At 29.4% G+C, this 13,756-nt stretch carries 13 protein-coding genes; 12 read left to right on the top strand and 1 reads right to left on the bottom strand.

The genetic code is table 11. The features are described 5' to 3' along the window. Window positions 1-3 precede the first annotated feature (3 nt). The 3 genes from ACLII3_RS03530 to ACLII3_RS03520 are packed head-to-tail and all read left to right on the top strand — an operon-like array spanning window position 4 to window position 3,307. The gene (locus tag ACLII3_RS03530) at window positions 4-552 is read left to right on the top strand and encodes an RDD family protein (RefSeq protein ID WP_412986522.1); all 549 of its coding nucleotides are present in this window, start codon (window positions 4-6) and stop codon (window positions 550-552) included. After that, complete coding sequence (locus ACLII3_RS03525) at window positions 552-1,184, top strand: class I SAM-dependent methyltransferase (protein ID WP_412986521.1); 633 nt, start codon at window positions 552-554, stop codon at window positions 1,182-1,184. Before ACLII3_RS03530 ends, ACLII3_RS03525 begins: the two co-directional genes overlap by 1 nt. Beyond that, complete coding sequence (locus ACLII3_RS03520; RefSeq protein ID WP_412986520.1) at window positions 1,184-3,307, top strand: Tex family protein; 2,124 nt, start codon at window positions 1,184-1,186, stop codon at window positions 3,305-3,307. Before ACLII3_RS03525 ends, ACLII3_RS03520 begins: the two co-directional genes overlap by 1 nt. A 28-nt stretch (window positions 3,308-3,335) precedes the next feature. Here ACLII3_RS03520 and ACLII3_RS03515 read toward each other — a convergent pair whose 3' ends face one another. After that, window positions 3,336-5,921 carry a phosphoenolpyruvate carboxylase gene (locus ACLII3_RS03515; RefSeq protein ID WP_412986518.1) on the bottom strand — a complete coding sequence of 862 codons (2,586 nt, stop codon included), beginning with the start codon at window positions 5,919-5,921 and terminating at the stop codon, window positions 3,336-3,338. Window positions 5,922-6,147: 226 nt separating this feature from the next. Between ACLII3_RS03515 and ACLII3_RS03510 the strand changes: the two genes are divergently transcribed. The 9 genes from ACLII3_RS03510 (at window position 6,148) to ACLII3_RS03470 (ending at window position 13,753) form a co-directional block, all read left to right on the top strand. Continuing rightward, a complete protein-coding gene (locus tag ACLII3_RS03510; RefSeq protein WP_412986516.1) occupies window positions 6,148-7,152 on the top strand; it encodes a LacI family DNA-binding transcriptional regulator in 1,005 nt (334 codons plus the stop codon). Between the two features lie 185 nt (window positions 7,153-7,337). Further along, on the top strand, window positions 7,338-7,958 hold the full coding sequence (locus ACLII3_RS03505; RefSeq protein ID WP_412986515.1) for a Crp/Fnr family transcriptional regulator: 621 nt from the start codon (window positions 7,338-7,340) through the stop codon (window positions 7,956-7,958). 86 nt (window positions 7,959-8,044) lie between these two features. Then, on the top strand, window positions 8,045-8,257 hold the full coding sequence (locus tag ACLII3_RS03500; protein ID WP_412986513.1) for a DUF2892 domain-containing protein: 213 nt from the start codon (window positions 8,045-8,047) through the stop codon (window positions 8,255-8,257). Between the two features lie 105 nt (window positions 8,258-8,362). Continuing rightward, entirely contained in the window at window positions 8,363-8,908 is a 546-nt protein-coding gene (locus ACLII3_RS03495; RefSeq protein WP_412986512.1) for a YceI family protein, read from the top strand. Next, the gene (locus ACLII3_RS03490; RefSeq protein WP_412986511.1) at window positions 8,905-11,580 is read left to right on the top strand and encodes a histidine kinase; all 2,676 of its coding nucleotides are present in this window, start codon (window positions 8,905-8,907) and stop codon (window positions 11,578-11,580) included. Before ACLII3_RS03495 ends, ACLII3_RS03490 begins: the two co-directional genes overlap by 4 nt. Continuing rightward, a complete protein-coding gene (locus tag ACLII3_RS03485; protein WP_412986510.1) occupies window positions 11,573-12,322 on the top strand; it encodes a LytR/AlgR family response regulator transcription factor in 750 nt (249 codons plus the stop codon). Before ACLII3_RS03490 ends, ACLII3_RS03485 begins: the two co-directional genes overlap by 8 nt. A 104-nt stretch (window positions 12,323-12,426) precedes the next feature. Further along, a complete protein-coding gene (locus tag ACLII3_RS03480) occupies window positions 12,427-12,831 on the top strand; it encodes an OB-fold protein (RefSeq protein WP_412986509.1) in 405 nt (134 codons plus the stop codon). 6 nt (window positions 12,832-12,837) lie between these two features. Beyond that, window positions 12,838-13,188 (top strand): hypothetical protein, encoded by a 351-nt coding sequence (locus ACLII3_RS03475; RefSeq protein WP_412986507.1) that lies wholly within the window; start codon window positions 12,838-12,840, stop codon window positions 13,186-13,188. Between the two features lie 25 nt (window positions 13,189-13,213). Further along, window positions 13,214-13,753, top strand: coding sequence for a YceI family protein (locus ACLII3_RS03470; RefSeq protein ID WP_412986506.1), 540 nt, complete (start codon window positions 13,214-13,216; stop codon window positions 13,751-13,753). The last annotated feature ends 3 nt before the right edge of the window (window positions 13,754-13,756 follow it).

The following is a 13,756-nucleotide window of genomic DNA, read 5'->3' as shown; positions in this document are numbered from 1 at the left end:
ATTATGGAGAGTAGGCTCAAGAGACTTGGTTCTATGTTTCTGGATCATTTTATTATGTCTTTTATTATAGTTCCGTTAATGATGTTATTCGGACTTATTGGTTTCTTTTTTATTGATAAAGATATTGCTATATTTCCCGAAAGATTATTTTTATTTGGTTTTTACTTTTTGTTTACTGTCTATTTTCTGAAAGATTCATTTAGAGGGAAAAGTCCAGGGAAAAGAATAATAGGATTTCAAGTTATTGATAGAAAAACCAATTTACCAGCTAATTCGGTAAAATGCTTTGTTAGAAATCTTTTTACTCCTTTATGGCCATTAGAAATATTTATAACTATAATAAGTCCTAATCGTAGATTAGGAGATGTTATGGCAAACACTAAAGTGGTTGAGGTTGAAACAGAATCTTTAAAATTATTTTTAAAAGATTTTAAAAATTTAAGATTTTCAAGAAATACGTTAATTATTGTGATAATAGCAATTGTTTATAGCTTTCTTCTTTTTAAATTAATGATGATGTGGCATGAACACCTTTATCAAATAAACAGTTAATGACTAATTACAACTACACAAATCATTGGGATCATAAATACCAAACAACTGAAGATTCAAAATTAGGTTGGTTTGAAGACAATCCACAGTCAACATTGCAATTACTTGAAGAGTGTAATTTGTCTAAAGATGCTACCATTTTAAATGTAGGAGCTGGGACAACTACTTTAATAGATAAACTTGTTAAAGAAGGTTTCACTAATGTTATTGCCAACGATATAAGTGAAGTAGCACTTAACAAACTTCAGCAAAGAATTAAAAACAACTTTAATTACAGTCTAAACTGTATTGTTGACGATTTAACTAATCCAACAACACTTAACTCCATAGATAAAGTGGATATATGGATTGATCGTGCTGTGTTACATTTCTTTTTAAAAAAAGAAGAACAACAAGCTTATTTTAATCTGGTTAAAAAGACAGTTACTAAAGGAGGTTATGTGCTAATAGCTGTTTTCGCATTAGATGGTGCTCTTAAATGTTGTGGTTTAGATTTAAAGCGTTATGACTTAAAGATGTTACAAGAAAACTTAGGAGATACTTTCCAGTTGATTGATAGTTTTAACCATACTTATGTAAATCCGTTTGGAGGAGAGCGTCCTTATATTTATACCTTATTTAAAAAACAATAATGCAATTAGTAAAATTCATTGTTTCAAATACTAATCTTTCTGAGGTTAGTGTAGAAAATACCATTACACTTCTTAATGAGGATTGCACGATTCCGTTTATTTCTAGATATAGAAAAGAGCGAACAGGAAATTTAGATGAGGTTCAAATAGGAGAAATTGTTAAGTATAAAGAACAATTTGAAGCTTTAGAAAAACGAAAGGCATCCATTTTAAAGGTATTAGAGGAAGATCAAGTTTTAACTTCTGAATTAGAACAGAAAATAAACAAAGCTCAAGACTTAACAACGCTTGAAGATATATATCTGCCGTATAAAAAGAAGCGTAAAACCAAAGCAGAAACAGCTCGCAAAAATGGTTTAGAACCTTTGGCTAAAATCATTATGAGTCAGAATGCAAACGATGTAGAATCAATCGCATTTAGATATGTGAAAAGTGATGTGAATTCTGTTGATGATGCTTTGGAAGGCGCAAGACATATAATTGCAGAATGGATTAACGAGCGTACAGATGTAAGAAATAACATTCGTTACCAATTAGAGCGCTTTTCTAGTATTACAACTAAAGTTGTAAAGGCAAAGATAGATGATGAAAAAGCACAGAAATTTAGAGATTATTTTGATTGGTCAGAGAGTTTAAGTCGTATTCCGTCGCATCGTTTATTGGCTATTTTAAGAGCAGAACAGGAAGGTTTTATTAGAGTTAAAATTGAGATTGATGACGATAGAGCTTTAGCAAAAATTGAGGATAGAATTATTCGTTCTAATAATGATTGTGCAGACCAAATAGAACTTGCTATTAAAGATAGCTACAAACGTTTATTGTTACCATCCTTATCTAATGAAGCCTTACAAATTGCTAAGGCTAAAGCAGATGAATCAGCGATTACTGTTTTTGCAAAGAATTTAAAACAACTATTGTTAGGTTCTCCAGTTGGTGAAAAACGTGTTTTAGGAATTGATCCTGGATTTAGAACAGGTTGTAAAGTAGTATGTTTGGATGCTCAAGGCGATTTAAAATATAACGAAACTATTTATCCACATCCTCCAAAAAATGATAGTATTGGAGCGATGAAAAAAATTAGTTCTTTAGCTGATGCATATAAAATTGAAGCTATTGCTATTGGAAACGGAACCGCATCTCGAGAAACAGAAGTCTTAATTCGAAAAATCCGATTTAAAAATGATGTGGAGGTGTATGTAGTAAGTGAAGCAGGAGCAAGTATCTATTCAGCATCAAAAATTGCAAGAGAAGAATTTCCAAATTATGATGTAACGGTTCGTGGTGCAGTATCTATAGGAAGACGTTTGCAAGATCCTTTAGCAGAATTGGTGAAGATTGATGCTAAATCCATAGGAGTTGGTCAATACCAACATGATGTAGATCAGAGTAAATTAAAAACGAGTTTAGATACTGTGGTTGAGAGTTGTGTGAATGCTGTTGGAGTTAACATTAATACGGCGAGTAAATCTTTGTTGAGTTATGTTTCTGGAATTGGACCAAAACTTGCTGAAAATATAGTTACTTATAGAAACGAAAATGGTGCATTTTCATCTCGAAGCGAAATCAAAAAAGTAGCGCGATTAGGAGGGAAAGCTTTTGAGCAAAGTGCAGGTTTTTTAAGAATTAAAGAAGGTCAAAATCCATTGGATGATTCTGCTGTACATCCAGAACGTTATGCATTGGTAAAAAAAATTGCTAAGGACGAAGGGAAGAGTTTAGGACAGTTGATTGGAAATTCTGAAGTACTTCAAAGTATAGAGCTAAAAAACTATGTTACCGATGAGGTTGGTTTACCAACTTTAGAAGACATCATTAAAGAGTTAGAAAAACCAGGCTTAGATATTCGTGAAAAAGCCAAAGTATTTACATTTAATCAAAACATTAAAACGATTAACGATTTAAGAGAAGGTCAATTATTACCTGGGATTGTTAATAATGTTACCAATTTTGGAGCTTTTGTTGATGTTGGTATTAAAGAAAGCGGATTAATTCATATTTCTAATCTATCAGATGGATTTGTTAGTGATGTAAATGCACACGTCAGTTTACATCAACAAGTTATTGTAAAAGTATTGGAGGTTGATATTGCTAGAAAGCGTATTCAGTTGAAATTGCATAAATAAAAAAGAGGCTTTTAAGCCTCTTTTTTATTTATGCCGAATTCCTACTAGCATTAATATTTCCAAATAAAGAGCGAGTTACTAGTTTTTCATAAACTTCTAACTCTTCGTTATTATCAGTACCTTCTTTTTGCAATTCTTGAATTTTTCTTAATGCATATTGCTGTATGGTTAATAATGGTAAAACAATAGATTCTCGTACTTCAATAGACGCTTTTCCAGTTGGTTCATTTTCCATCAATTCTTTAAATCCAGAAAGTTCTAGTAATAACGTTTTTGCAAGTTTATATTCGTCATGAATAATATTCCAGAAGTTTCCGAATTCTTCGTCTTCAGACATATATCTAGTGAGTTCAAAGAACGATTTTGTTAAGGACATCATACTGTTAGCAAGTAAAGTTTTAAAGAAACTTGAGTTGTTGTATAACTGCTTAACTTTTTCCCATTGGTTGTTGTCTTTAAAGGTCTGTAGAGCTGTACCAACACCATAAAATCCAGGGACATTTTGTTTTAATTGACTCCAAGAGCCAACAAAAGGAATGGCTCTTAAATCTGAAAACACTAATGAATCAGAGTTTGAACGTTTAGAAGGTCGACTTCCAATATTTGTTTTAGCATAGTATTTTAATGTACTCATGCGTTCTAAATAAGGAATAAACATTGGATGATTCTTAAAGTCTTTATATGCTTGGTAACTAATAGTTGCTAACTCATTCATGATTTCTGTATCAGAATCAGAAAGACCTAAATTTTCACTATATAAATTATTAGATAATCCAGAAGTAATTAACTGCTCAAGATTGTATTGCGCACTGTTATGTGTTCCAAAATTAGAGCTGATGGTTTGCCCTTGAATGGTTAATTGTACTTCTTCGTCTTCAATTGTTGGGCCTAAGGATGCGTAAAATTGATGTGTTTTTCCACCACCTCTTGCTGGTGGACCACCTCTACCATCAAAAAACACAACATCAACATCATACTTTCTTGATATAGCAGTTAGTGCTTCTTTAGCTTTAAAGATTGACCAATTTGCCATTAGGTAACCTCCATCTTTGGTACCATCAGAAAAACCAAGCATAATAGTTTGCTTATTACCTCTGCTTTTAACGTGTGCTCTATAGTTTTTATTGGTATAGAGTTGCTCCATAACTTTTGGAGCATTTTGTAAATCATTAATAGTTTCAAATAATGGTACTACATCAACACTTAACTCGTCTTTAAAAGCAACAAGTTTTAACATAGCAAATAGTTGCATGACGTTTAGTGCTGTTTGGTTGTTACTAATGATATATCTGTTACATCCTTTTTCACCATTTTTCTCTTGAATGAGTTTTACCACATTCATAGTTTTTAGTGTGTTGAATACTAATTCATCTTCAAAATCATTGATGTTAATTTTAGCATTGATATTTGATAGTAGTTCAATCTGTTCGTCTTCAGAAAGTGAATGGTAATTTTCTGGGAAAATGTTTAGATTCTTCTCTATGGATGTGTCAACAACACTAGTGAAAACTTTATGATGTATGCGACTGTCTTGTCGTATGTCTAACGTTGCAAAATGAAATCCAAATAGCTTAACTTTATTAATAAAGCTAATCATTTCATTTAGGTATAAGGACTCATGATTTGTAATGAGTAATTCTTTTATTTCTTCTAATTCAGCAATAAAATCATCAAGTTTAAATGCATTGAGTTGTGCTTTGTCAAAGCTACATTCGTATAAGGTTTTGTCTAGCTTATCAATTTTTTCGTAAACATCTTTAAACGTTAGTTTTCGTTTTAGTTTTCGTATGTCTTTATAATAACACTTAAGAATAGATTGTTTTAATCTTTTTGCAACTCTCTTGGTAGTTTTTGGTAATACATATGGGTTTCCGTCTCTATCGCCACCTGGCCAAAATCCAATATTTACAATTTCATTGTCAATAATGTCATCATCAAAAATATTTTGCTGAATGTAATCGTAAATATCACCAAAAGTTTTATAAAATACATTTTCTAGATACCAAATAAGCCTTATAGCCTCATCTAAAGGTGTTGGTTTTTTTCTTTTAAAAAAAGGTGTTTTTCCAAGTTGTGCTATTAATTGTTTTATTCTTGGAAAGTCATTATTTCGTATTGCTTCAGTAAGATCAGTAATGATTCCTAAAACATTTCCAGGGTAAAATTGTGTAGGATGTGCAGTTAAAACAATTCTAACTTTAAACTCTTCCAAGTATTTTTTTAGTTCATCAAAACTGTTTTCTTGTGAAGCAGTTTCTTTTAAGCTTCTAAGCGTTCCAATTCCATCCATGTTGTTTACTACCGAAAATGAAGCATCTTCAATAGCATCAAACAAAACTACTTGTCTTTCTATATATTGAATAAATCGGAATAACAGATTTATTTGACTGTCTTTTGGTCTTCTTGCTTGGTATTTTTCAAAAAATGTCTCAACAATTTTTGTAGGATTATCTCCATTTGCAAACCCTTTTCTACATGTTTCTGTAAATAGTGGAAGAAAAATAACAGTACGCTTAATAGTTTCAAATGGTAAATTCATGAAAATACTATTGTAAAGCTGATATTTATCTAAAACATTCTCGTTGAATCTAACTAGTTTGGGTTGTGTAGACATAGTATTTTATTAAAATGAATAGTAAATATAATAAAGGTATTAATACTTAAAGAGCTTACATAATGCGATTTGTATAATTAATAATTAAAGCAAGAATTATTGAAAAAAGAATAATGAAAACAAGCTTTTTTTGTTAATACTTAAGTTTTATGATTAAGCTTCCTTTTTAGTTTTTGTTTATAATAAATGGAAATGCTATTTTTATCTAATCTCTTTATAAAATTATATGCCAAAGAATAATATTACGTTAAAAGAACTGTCTTCCATTCTAGGAGTATCAATTTCTACAATTTCAAAAGCTTTAAATGATAGTCATGAAATTAGCGAAGCAACCAAAAAGAGAATTAAAGAATTAGCAAAACTTCATAATTACCAACCTAATAAAATTGCTTTAGGGTTAAAATCTGGTAAAACAAATACCATTGCAGTAGTAATTCCAAGTGTTCAAAATGCCTTTTTTGCAAGAGTGTTATTTGGTATTGAGCAAATAATTGCGGAGTCTAATTATAATATCATTATTTGTATTACGAATGAATCGTTAGATAAGGAGGTGGAAAACTTAAGGATGTTATCTAATGGTGTGGTTGATGGTTTTATTATTGCTGTAGCAGAGGAGACACAAACATCGCAGAGTTTTAGTCATTTTAAAGAAGTATTAGGTAGAGGAAAGCCAATTGTTATGTTTGACCGTGTGGTAGAATCTATTAATTGTGATAAGGTTATGGTTGATGATTTTAATGCAGTTTTTAACGCGACAAATCATCTTATTAAATTAGGTAAAAAAAATATTGTTATACTCTCTACTATTAATAATTTAAGCGTAGGGAAGTTAAGAGTAAAAGGTTATTTGGCGGCGTTGAATAATGCTGAAGGTGTTGGAGAACCTTTAATTATTGAAGGTGTGCGTGAAACTATTGATGAAAAAGCAAAAGATGTTATACAAAACCATAAGGTTGATGCTTTTATAGCATTAGATGATTTTTCATCGTTTGCAGCTTTAAAAATGGCAAAGCTAAATGGAAAACAAATTCCGCAAGAAATAGCTATTATTGGTTATATAAGCGAACGTATGGCAAATAATGTAACACCAGGATTAACTACAATTAATCAACACGCTACAAGGTTAGGGAAAACCACTGCAAAAATGATGTTAGATAAGCTTAATTCTAAGTCGGAAACAATTGAGCATACTGTTATTAATTCTACTCTTACTTTAAGAGCAACGTCTTAAAATAACAAAAGGAAGTCTGTAAACCTCCTCTTGAAAATATGTATTGATATTTTAGGAAGAATGTTTATTTGTTTTAATTTTATTTAATCTTAACTCAAGTAATCAATTCTAAGTATTTCTCTCATTATTGTGCTAAATTACTTAGCTTAATAATTAGATTTAGTAAAATGATTAATAAATGATTTATGGATTTTGATAAAAGTATTTTATCCTTTTTAAAGCCAGATTTAGTAAATGATATCTTGTCTAAATCTAGTATTAAAGCAATACCTAAAGGGACAGAAATTTTAAGAGAACAACAATATGTAAAAGTGTTACCAATTGTTGTTGATGGACTTGTTAAAGTTTGTTCTGGGTTTGGCGAAAAAGAATTACTACTCTACTATATCGAGCCTTCTCAAAGTTGCGTTATGTCATTTTATGCTGCTCTTAAGAATACTCCAAGTAGAGTTTATGCACAAACTGAAGAAGATTCAAAAATTATCTTAATTCCAGTAAAGTATTTGCCTAATTGGTTAAAGGAATATCCAGAATTTAATGAGTTGTTTTACAATCAATTTAATTTAAGGTATTCAGAACTGTTAGATACAATAAGCCATTTGTTATTGGATAAAATGGATAAGAGATTATATGACCATTTGCTAAGGAAAACAAAAGTTTCAAAAAATAAGTCAATAAAAATAAGTCATGGTCAATTAGCAAATGAATTAGGAACTGTAAGAGAGGTGATATCAAGAGTTATAAAAAAACTTGAAACTGAGGGGAAAGTTGAACAAAAATCTGGCAAGATAAGTATCATTTGTTAGTTGTGACTATAGTCACTGCTCAACTGAATTCTATTTTAGATTTTTGTATTTCAATAATGTATTATAACATATAAAATCTCACAGTTATGAAAAAAAATATGGGTTCAGTAGATAGAATCATTAGAGTGTTAATAGCAGTAGTTTTAGGAGTACTTTATTCAACTGAAACAATTTCAGGTACACTTGGAATAGTATTGTTAGTTCTTGCTGTTGTTTTTGTCATGACTAGCCTTATTAGTTTTTGTCCGCTTTATGCACCTTTTGGAATTAAAACGTGTAGCATTAAGGAAAAAAAATAGAAGTTTATCTCAAACCGTTATTTGTTTTATCCTCTACATTTTAGTTTAATAAAATATAGTTGTTTTTATTTTTTGTATCTTTTATAAGATGTCAATATTCTCTGGATGATACGTAACTATCTCATATGTTTTTTATTATGGAGCTCAATTAACGTTTATAGCCAATCGTTATACAGAGGGAAAGGAAAGGTGTCTTTTATCTCTGAAGCTCCATTGGAGATTATTAAGGCTGAATCTAATGAGCTAGTCGGTATTATTGATATGTCTAATATGAATTTTGCCTTTTCTATTGATATGGCCTCTTTTCAAGGGTTTAATAGTCCATTACAAAAAGAACATTTTAAGGAGCATTATTTAGATACAAAAAAATATCCAAAGGCTATATTTTTAGGAACTATCATACTTACTGAAAATTGCGATGGTGGTTGTGATACAAAAGCTATATGTAAAGGTAAATTTACTATTCACGGTGTAACAAAAATAGTTGCTATTCCTGTGCATTTAACAGTAAAAGATGGTGCTTTAAATATATCGGGAGAATTCTTAGTTAGACTTTCTGATTACAGTATTAAGATACCTAGGATTGTACAGGCTAAAATCGCTTCAGAAATAAAAGTAACTGTTCAAAATGTAATGCAAATTGATAAATGAAATGGATAATTACATTGTTGTTCTTTTTTGTAATTCATTTTTCATGGACGCAAGAAATAAATTACCACTTTGTAGATGATATTAAATTTTTAAAGCAAGATAAATTTGGATTCATTTATTTAATTAGTAATCAGTCTATCTGTAAATTTGATGGTAAAGAAGTTCATAGTTCATGTTTACATTTAGATGAACAAATAAATGATGTATTAATCTTATCCGAACATGATTATTTTGTAGCTATAGCTAATAAACTAGTAAGATATCAAAATAAACAAAAAGCAAATGAACATTTGTTTGATGAAATTATTACGAGTTTAGAATTATATGAAACAGGTTTTTTAATAGGTACTTCTGGTAATGGTTTATTTTTCTATTCATTTGATACTGAAGAAATATTAAAACTTAAGGTAAAAGGATTTGTTAACGATATTGCTACTGTAAATAATAAGATATTCGTTATTACTGATACAGAGTTAATAAAGATTGATGAAAAATTAAATAGCATTAAGAGCGTTTCATTATTCGAGTTGTTACCAAAACAAATAGTAGCATATGGCGAACATGAAATTGCAATTTTAATGAATGATGGTAAAGTTGTTTTTGCTAATTCTAACCTTGACTTTTTCCACACTTTTCACTCTGAAAGTTTTAAGCCAATTGAAATAACAGGAGAAAATGGGTTGCTATATGCTATAGATAAGCACACTTTGAAAGAGTGGAGGAATAGTGAGTTTATTCAAATAAAAAATGGAGATTTTGAGCATGTCACTAAAGTGCAATCTTTGTTATTAACAACTCATAATAACTCTGTTAAATCTATTAATGTTCTTTCCGAGATTTTTGGCATTGATAAGACTTTTTCTATTTATTCTTTCAATAATCAATTTTTATTAGGTAGAGAGGGAAGTATATCCTTATTTCAAAATGGCGATGTTTTAAGAAATATAGATTTTCCACATAAGTTTAAAAGTTCGTATGTGTCGTCAATAATAGTACATGGCAATAGCATTTATGCTGGCACAATGGGAAAGGGAATACTGGTTTTTAATTTAGATAAAAGTGAATTTTCACATTTGTTTAAAGATCAAAGCCAAACTATTAATGAAAAAAATATTATCAAACTACACTCCGAAAATAACCAATTATGGGTTGGTTACCTTAATGGCTTAAAGGTTTTTGATATTAATAGCCAAGAATTAGTAAATGACTATAAAGAATTATTAAAGGATAATTACTTATATACTTTTTATGTGAAAAATGAGAATGATTTCTTTCTTGGAACATCAAATAATGGTTTAATTCATGTAGAGAATGGAAGACCTGAATACTATTTTAAGGGTTCAAGTGTGTACAGTATTGTTGATACTCCAAAAGGTGTAGTTTTTTCTGTTGAAGGTAAAGGGATTTACTTATTAAAGAATGCCAAAACTATAAACCTGTCGAGTCAATATTTTTTTAGATCTAATAACATTTACAATATCATGTATGTGAATGATAATGTTTTGTTTTCAAATGAATTTGGAGTTGATATTTTAAATCTTAATAGTAGAAAAATGGATTACGTATCTAAAGAAATATTAAGTGATATACAATTAAACTCAAATGCTTTTAATTCTACACATTCATTAATTGCATATGGAAATGGAATACTCCAGTTTAATAATAGTTTACTAGATGAGGCTCATAATAATGAATTAGTGTTAGAACCACCTTTATTGTATGATGAAGCAATCAAGGAAGAGAAGAATGAATTTAATTATGATGATAATGTTTGGTCTTTTTTATTTGAATCTCAAAATTATTATGCACCAAGTCAGAGGTATTATAAATATAGATTACATCCATTAGAAGAAGAATGGAAAAACACTACTCAAGAAAAGGTTACTTATTATAATTTATCTTCTGGAAATTATACATTCGAAGTAAGTAGTGGAGGACACAGAAATTTCATGCCAACTCATATTAAAAACTATCACTTTATAATTAAAAAACCGTTTTGGATGCAGCCTTGGTTTTGGGGTATCTTATTTTTTGTTTTAGTAATATTAGTTTACGTAATCGTAAAGTATAGAGAACAACAAGTTATTAAAAAAGAACAACTTAAAAGTGTGGAGATTCAATATGAATATCAAAGATTAAAGGATCAAATTAACCCTCACTTTTTATTTAATAGTTTCAATTCATTAATTGGAATTGTTGAAGATAATCCAGATAAGGCTACAAAAGTATTAGAAAAACTTTCTGCCATGTACAGAACTATTTTAAAGCATGAGAAATCAGAAGTTATCAGTCTTTTTGAAGAATTGGAATTAGCACAACAATATTTTGAAATACATAAGATTAGGTATCAAGATTTAATTCAATTAAAGATACATAATGTAGATAAAGCAAATAAAAAGTATGTCATTCCATTTTCCATACAATTACTAATAGAGAATGCTATTAAGCATAACATCATTAATAAAAAATCGAAATTAAAAGTTACAATAGAAGAGGAGCAAGAGTTTTTAATAATTTCAAATAATATTAATAAGAAAAACAAAAACGTTCTATCTTTAGGATTAGGTCTTGAAAACTTAATCAAAAGGCATGAAATGATTTTAAAGAAAAAGCCAATAGTTGAGGAAAACGACACTACATTTAAAGTAAAAATACCATACATCGATGAGTAGATTAATAATATTTGAAGATGAGCCTGCAGCATTACAAAGGTTAACACGAATGATTAAGGAAATTAGACCTCAATATACTGTTGTTGGAACTTCTGATAATATTAATGATGCTGCAAAACTATTAGAAAATTTTGAGTATGATTTAATCTTATCTGACATCGAATTGTCCGATGGAAATTGTTTTGAAGTATTCAAAAAAATAAACCCTGAAAAGCCCATTATTTTTGTAACTGCTTATAATGATTATGCTATAAAAGCTTTTGAATTCAATGGGATTCATTATTTACTAAAACCAATAAATTACCAAGCACTAACAAAGGCTTTGGTTAAGTTTGAGAAGCATAAAATTGATGTGAATAATTTGAGAAATATTCAGTTAAATAATCAATTTCAAATAGAATATCAAAAACGAATAATTAGTAAAGTAGGTCAGAAATTAAAGGTAATTGAAACGAATAATATTGCATTATTTTTTACCGAAACAGGTGTTGTGTACGCTAACACATATTCAAATACTACTCATGCGTTAGATGACACTCTAGAGCATTTATATCAAAAACTAAATCCAGATTTATTCTTTAGAATTAATAGGCAAATGATTGTTCACATTAATGCTGTTGTAGATATGATTGCATATTCAAGTAATAGGCTTAAGCTTAAGCTAAAAGTCAATTACGATAAAGATATAGTAGTTAGTAAAGATAGAGTTACAGCATTTAAAAACTGGCTTGCTTCCCATTAAGTATTAGGTGTTACCTATTCATCCTTTAAATTATCCTATTCACTGCATTTTATTTTTCAGCCTTGCTATTAGTAATTAGATTTACTACAACAAGTTAATTTCTGATGAAAAAAATAGCAACCATAATCTCTTTTTTAGTTTTAATAGCTGTTGCTTATGGTGTTTACATGTTTAACAAAAAGACTGAAAGTTTACATAAAGTAAAACCAGAATATACTGTAACAGCAAATCAACTTTATATGGAATTTGCAAATAACGAAAAGTCTGCAATTTTAAAATATGAAGGGAAAATAATTGAAGTAACTGGCGAAGTAATTATGGTTACAAAAACAGATTCCATTTCTAATGTGTTATTAGGTGCAGAGGAAGCTTTATTAGGTGGTGTAAATTGTTCATTTAATGAGCTAGAAAATAATTTGCAAAAAGGAGAAATAATAACTGTTAAAGGGCAATGCCAAGGTTATTTAACAAGTGTAATATTAAACAATTGTGTAATAGGGGAAAATTAAAGAACTATGAAAAAGTTATGTGTATTTATATTGTTTTTTTTAGTCTTAAACTCTTGTTATAATGATAATGAAGAAGAATTATATGGACCTGTTTCGTGCGATGTGTCAGAAATAACATATTCAGTGAATGTCTTACCAATTATAAATGCATCCTGCGCAACAACAGGATGTCACGTATCTGGTGGTAATGCACCAGGAGATTTTTCTGTTTTTAATGAGCTTAAGTCTAAAGTCGATAATGGTTCTTTTGAGGATCGCGTTCTAATTCAAAAAAATATGCCGCCAAATGCACAATTATCTGATTGTGATTTAGAGATTTTACAAGCTTGGTTAGATAGTGGTGCTCTTAATAATTAATATGTTAACCCTTAAAAATGAAATCATGAAGAAGTTGAATATCCTTATAGTCTTATTTGTGTGTTGTAATGTGTTAAACGCACAAAAGTATATGACACAAAACGGAGTAATATCATTTTTTTCCAGTACTCCAGTCGAAGATATCGAAGCAATTAATAATCAGGTTTCTGCAGTAGTTAATGCTGAAAATGGTGAAATAGCTGCTGTTTTACTTATGAAAGCATTCAATTTTGAAAAGGCACTTATGCAAGAACATTTTAATGAAAAATTTGTTGAAAGTGATAAGTTTCCCAAGTCAATGTTTAAAGGTCAAATACTAAATTTTAATGCTTTAGATCTTAAAAAAGAAAGAGAAGTTAGTATAAAAGGAGATTTAACTATTCATGGTGTTACAAAACAAGTTGAAGTTGTTGGTGTTGTATCAAAAAATGATTCCACTATAGAGTTAAAAATAGAATTTGATGTTAAGCCTGAAGATTATAAAATTAATATACCTGGACCTGTAAGAGAGAAAATTGCTAAAAGTCTAGAAGTTAATGTGAATTTAATAATGAGCGAAATGTAAACT

Origin of the sequence: Pontimicrobium sp. IMCC45349 (assembly GCF_047219225.1) — a bacterium.
Lineage (GTDB): Bacteria > Bacteroidota > Bacteroidia > Flavobacteriales > Flavobacteriaceae > IMCC45349.
Note: the sequence above shows the minus strand (reverse complement) of the source record. Positions and strands in the feature narration are given on the sequence as shown.

Coding starts and splice junctions, on each gene's coding strand:
- ACLII3_RS03520 (WP_412986520.1), top strand. CDS start 1,184: ATGCAATTAGTAAAATTCATTGTTTCAAATACTAATCTTTCTGAGGTT.
- ACLII3_RS03505 (WP_412986515.1), top strand. CDS start 7,338: ATGGATTTTGATAAAAGTATTTTATCCTTTTTAAAGCCAGATTTAGTA.
- ACLII3_RS03485 (WP_412986510.1), top strand. CDS start 11,573: ATGAGTAGATTAATAATATTTGAAGATGAGCCTGCAGCATTACAAAGG.
- ACLII3_RS03480 (WP_412986509.1), top strand. CDS start 12,427: ATGAAAAAAATAGCAACCATAATCTCTTTTTTAGTTTTAATAGCTGTT.
- ACLII3_RS03530 (WP_412986522.1), top strand. CDS start 4: ATGGAGAGTAGGCTCAAGAGACTTGGTTCTATGTTTCTGGATCATTTT.
- ACLII3_RS03475 (WP_412986507.1), top strand. CDS start 12,838: ATGAAAAAGTTATGTGTATTTATATTGTTTTTTTTAGTCTTAAACTCT.
- ACLII3_RS03470 (WP_412986506.1), top strand. CDS start 13,214: ATGAAGAAGTTGAATATCCTTATAGTCTTATTTGTGTGTTGTAATGTG.
- ACLII3_RS03500 (WP_412986513.1), top strand. CDS start 8,045: ATGAAAAAAAATATGGGTTCAGTAGATAGAATCATTAGAGTGTTAATA.
- ACLII3_RS03495 (WP_412986512.1), top strand. CDS start 8,363: ATGATACGTAACTATCTCATATGTTTTTTATTATGGAGCTCAATTAAC.
- ACLII3_RS03510 (WP_412986516.1), top strand. CDS start 6,148: ATGCCAAAGAATAATATTACGTTAAAAGAACTGTCTTCCATTCTAGGA.
- ACLII3_RS03525 (WP_412986521.1), top strand. CDS start 552: ATGACTAATTACAACTACACAAATCATTGGGATCATAAATACCAAACA.
- ACLII3_RS03490 (WP_412986511.1), top strand. CDS start 8,905: ATGAAATGGATAATTACATTGTTGTTCTTTTTTGTAATTCATTTTTCA.
- ACLII3_RS03515 (WP_412986518.1), bottom strand. CDS start 5,921: ATGTCTACACAACCCAAACTAGTTAGATTCAACGAGAATGTTTTAGAT.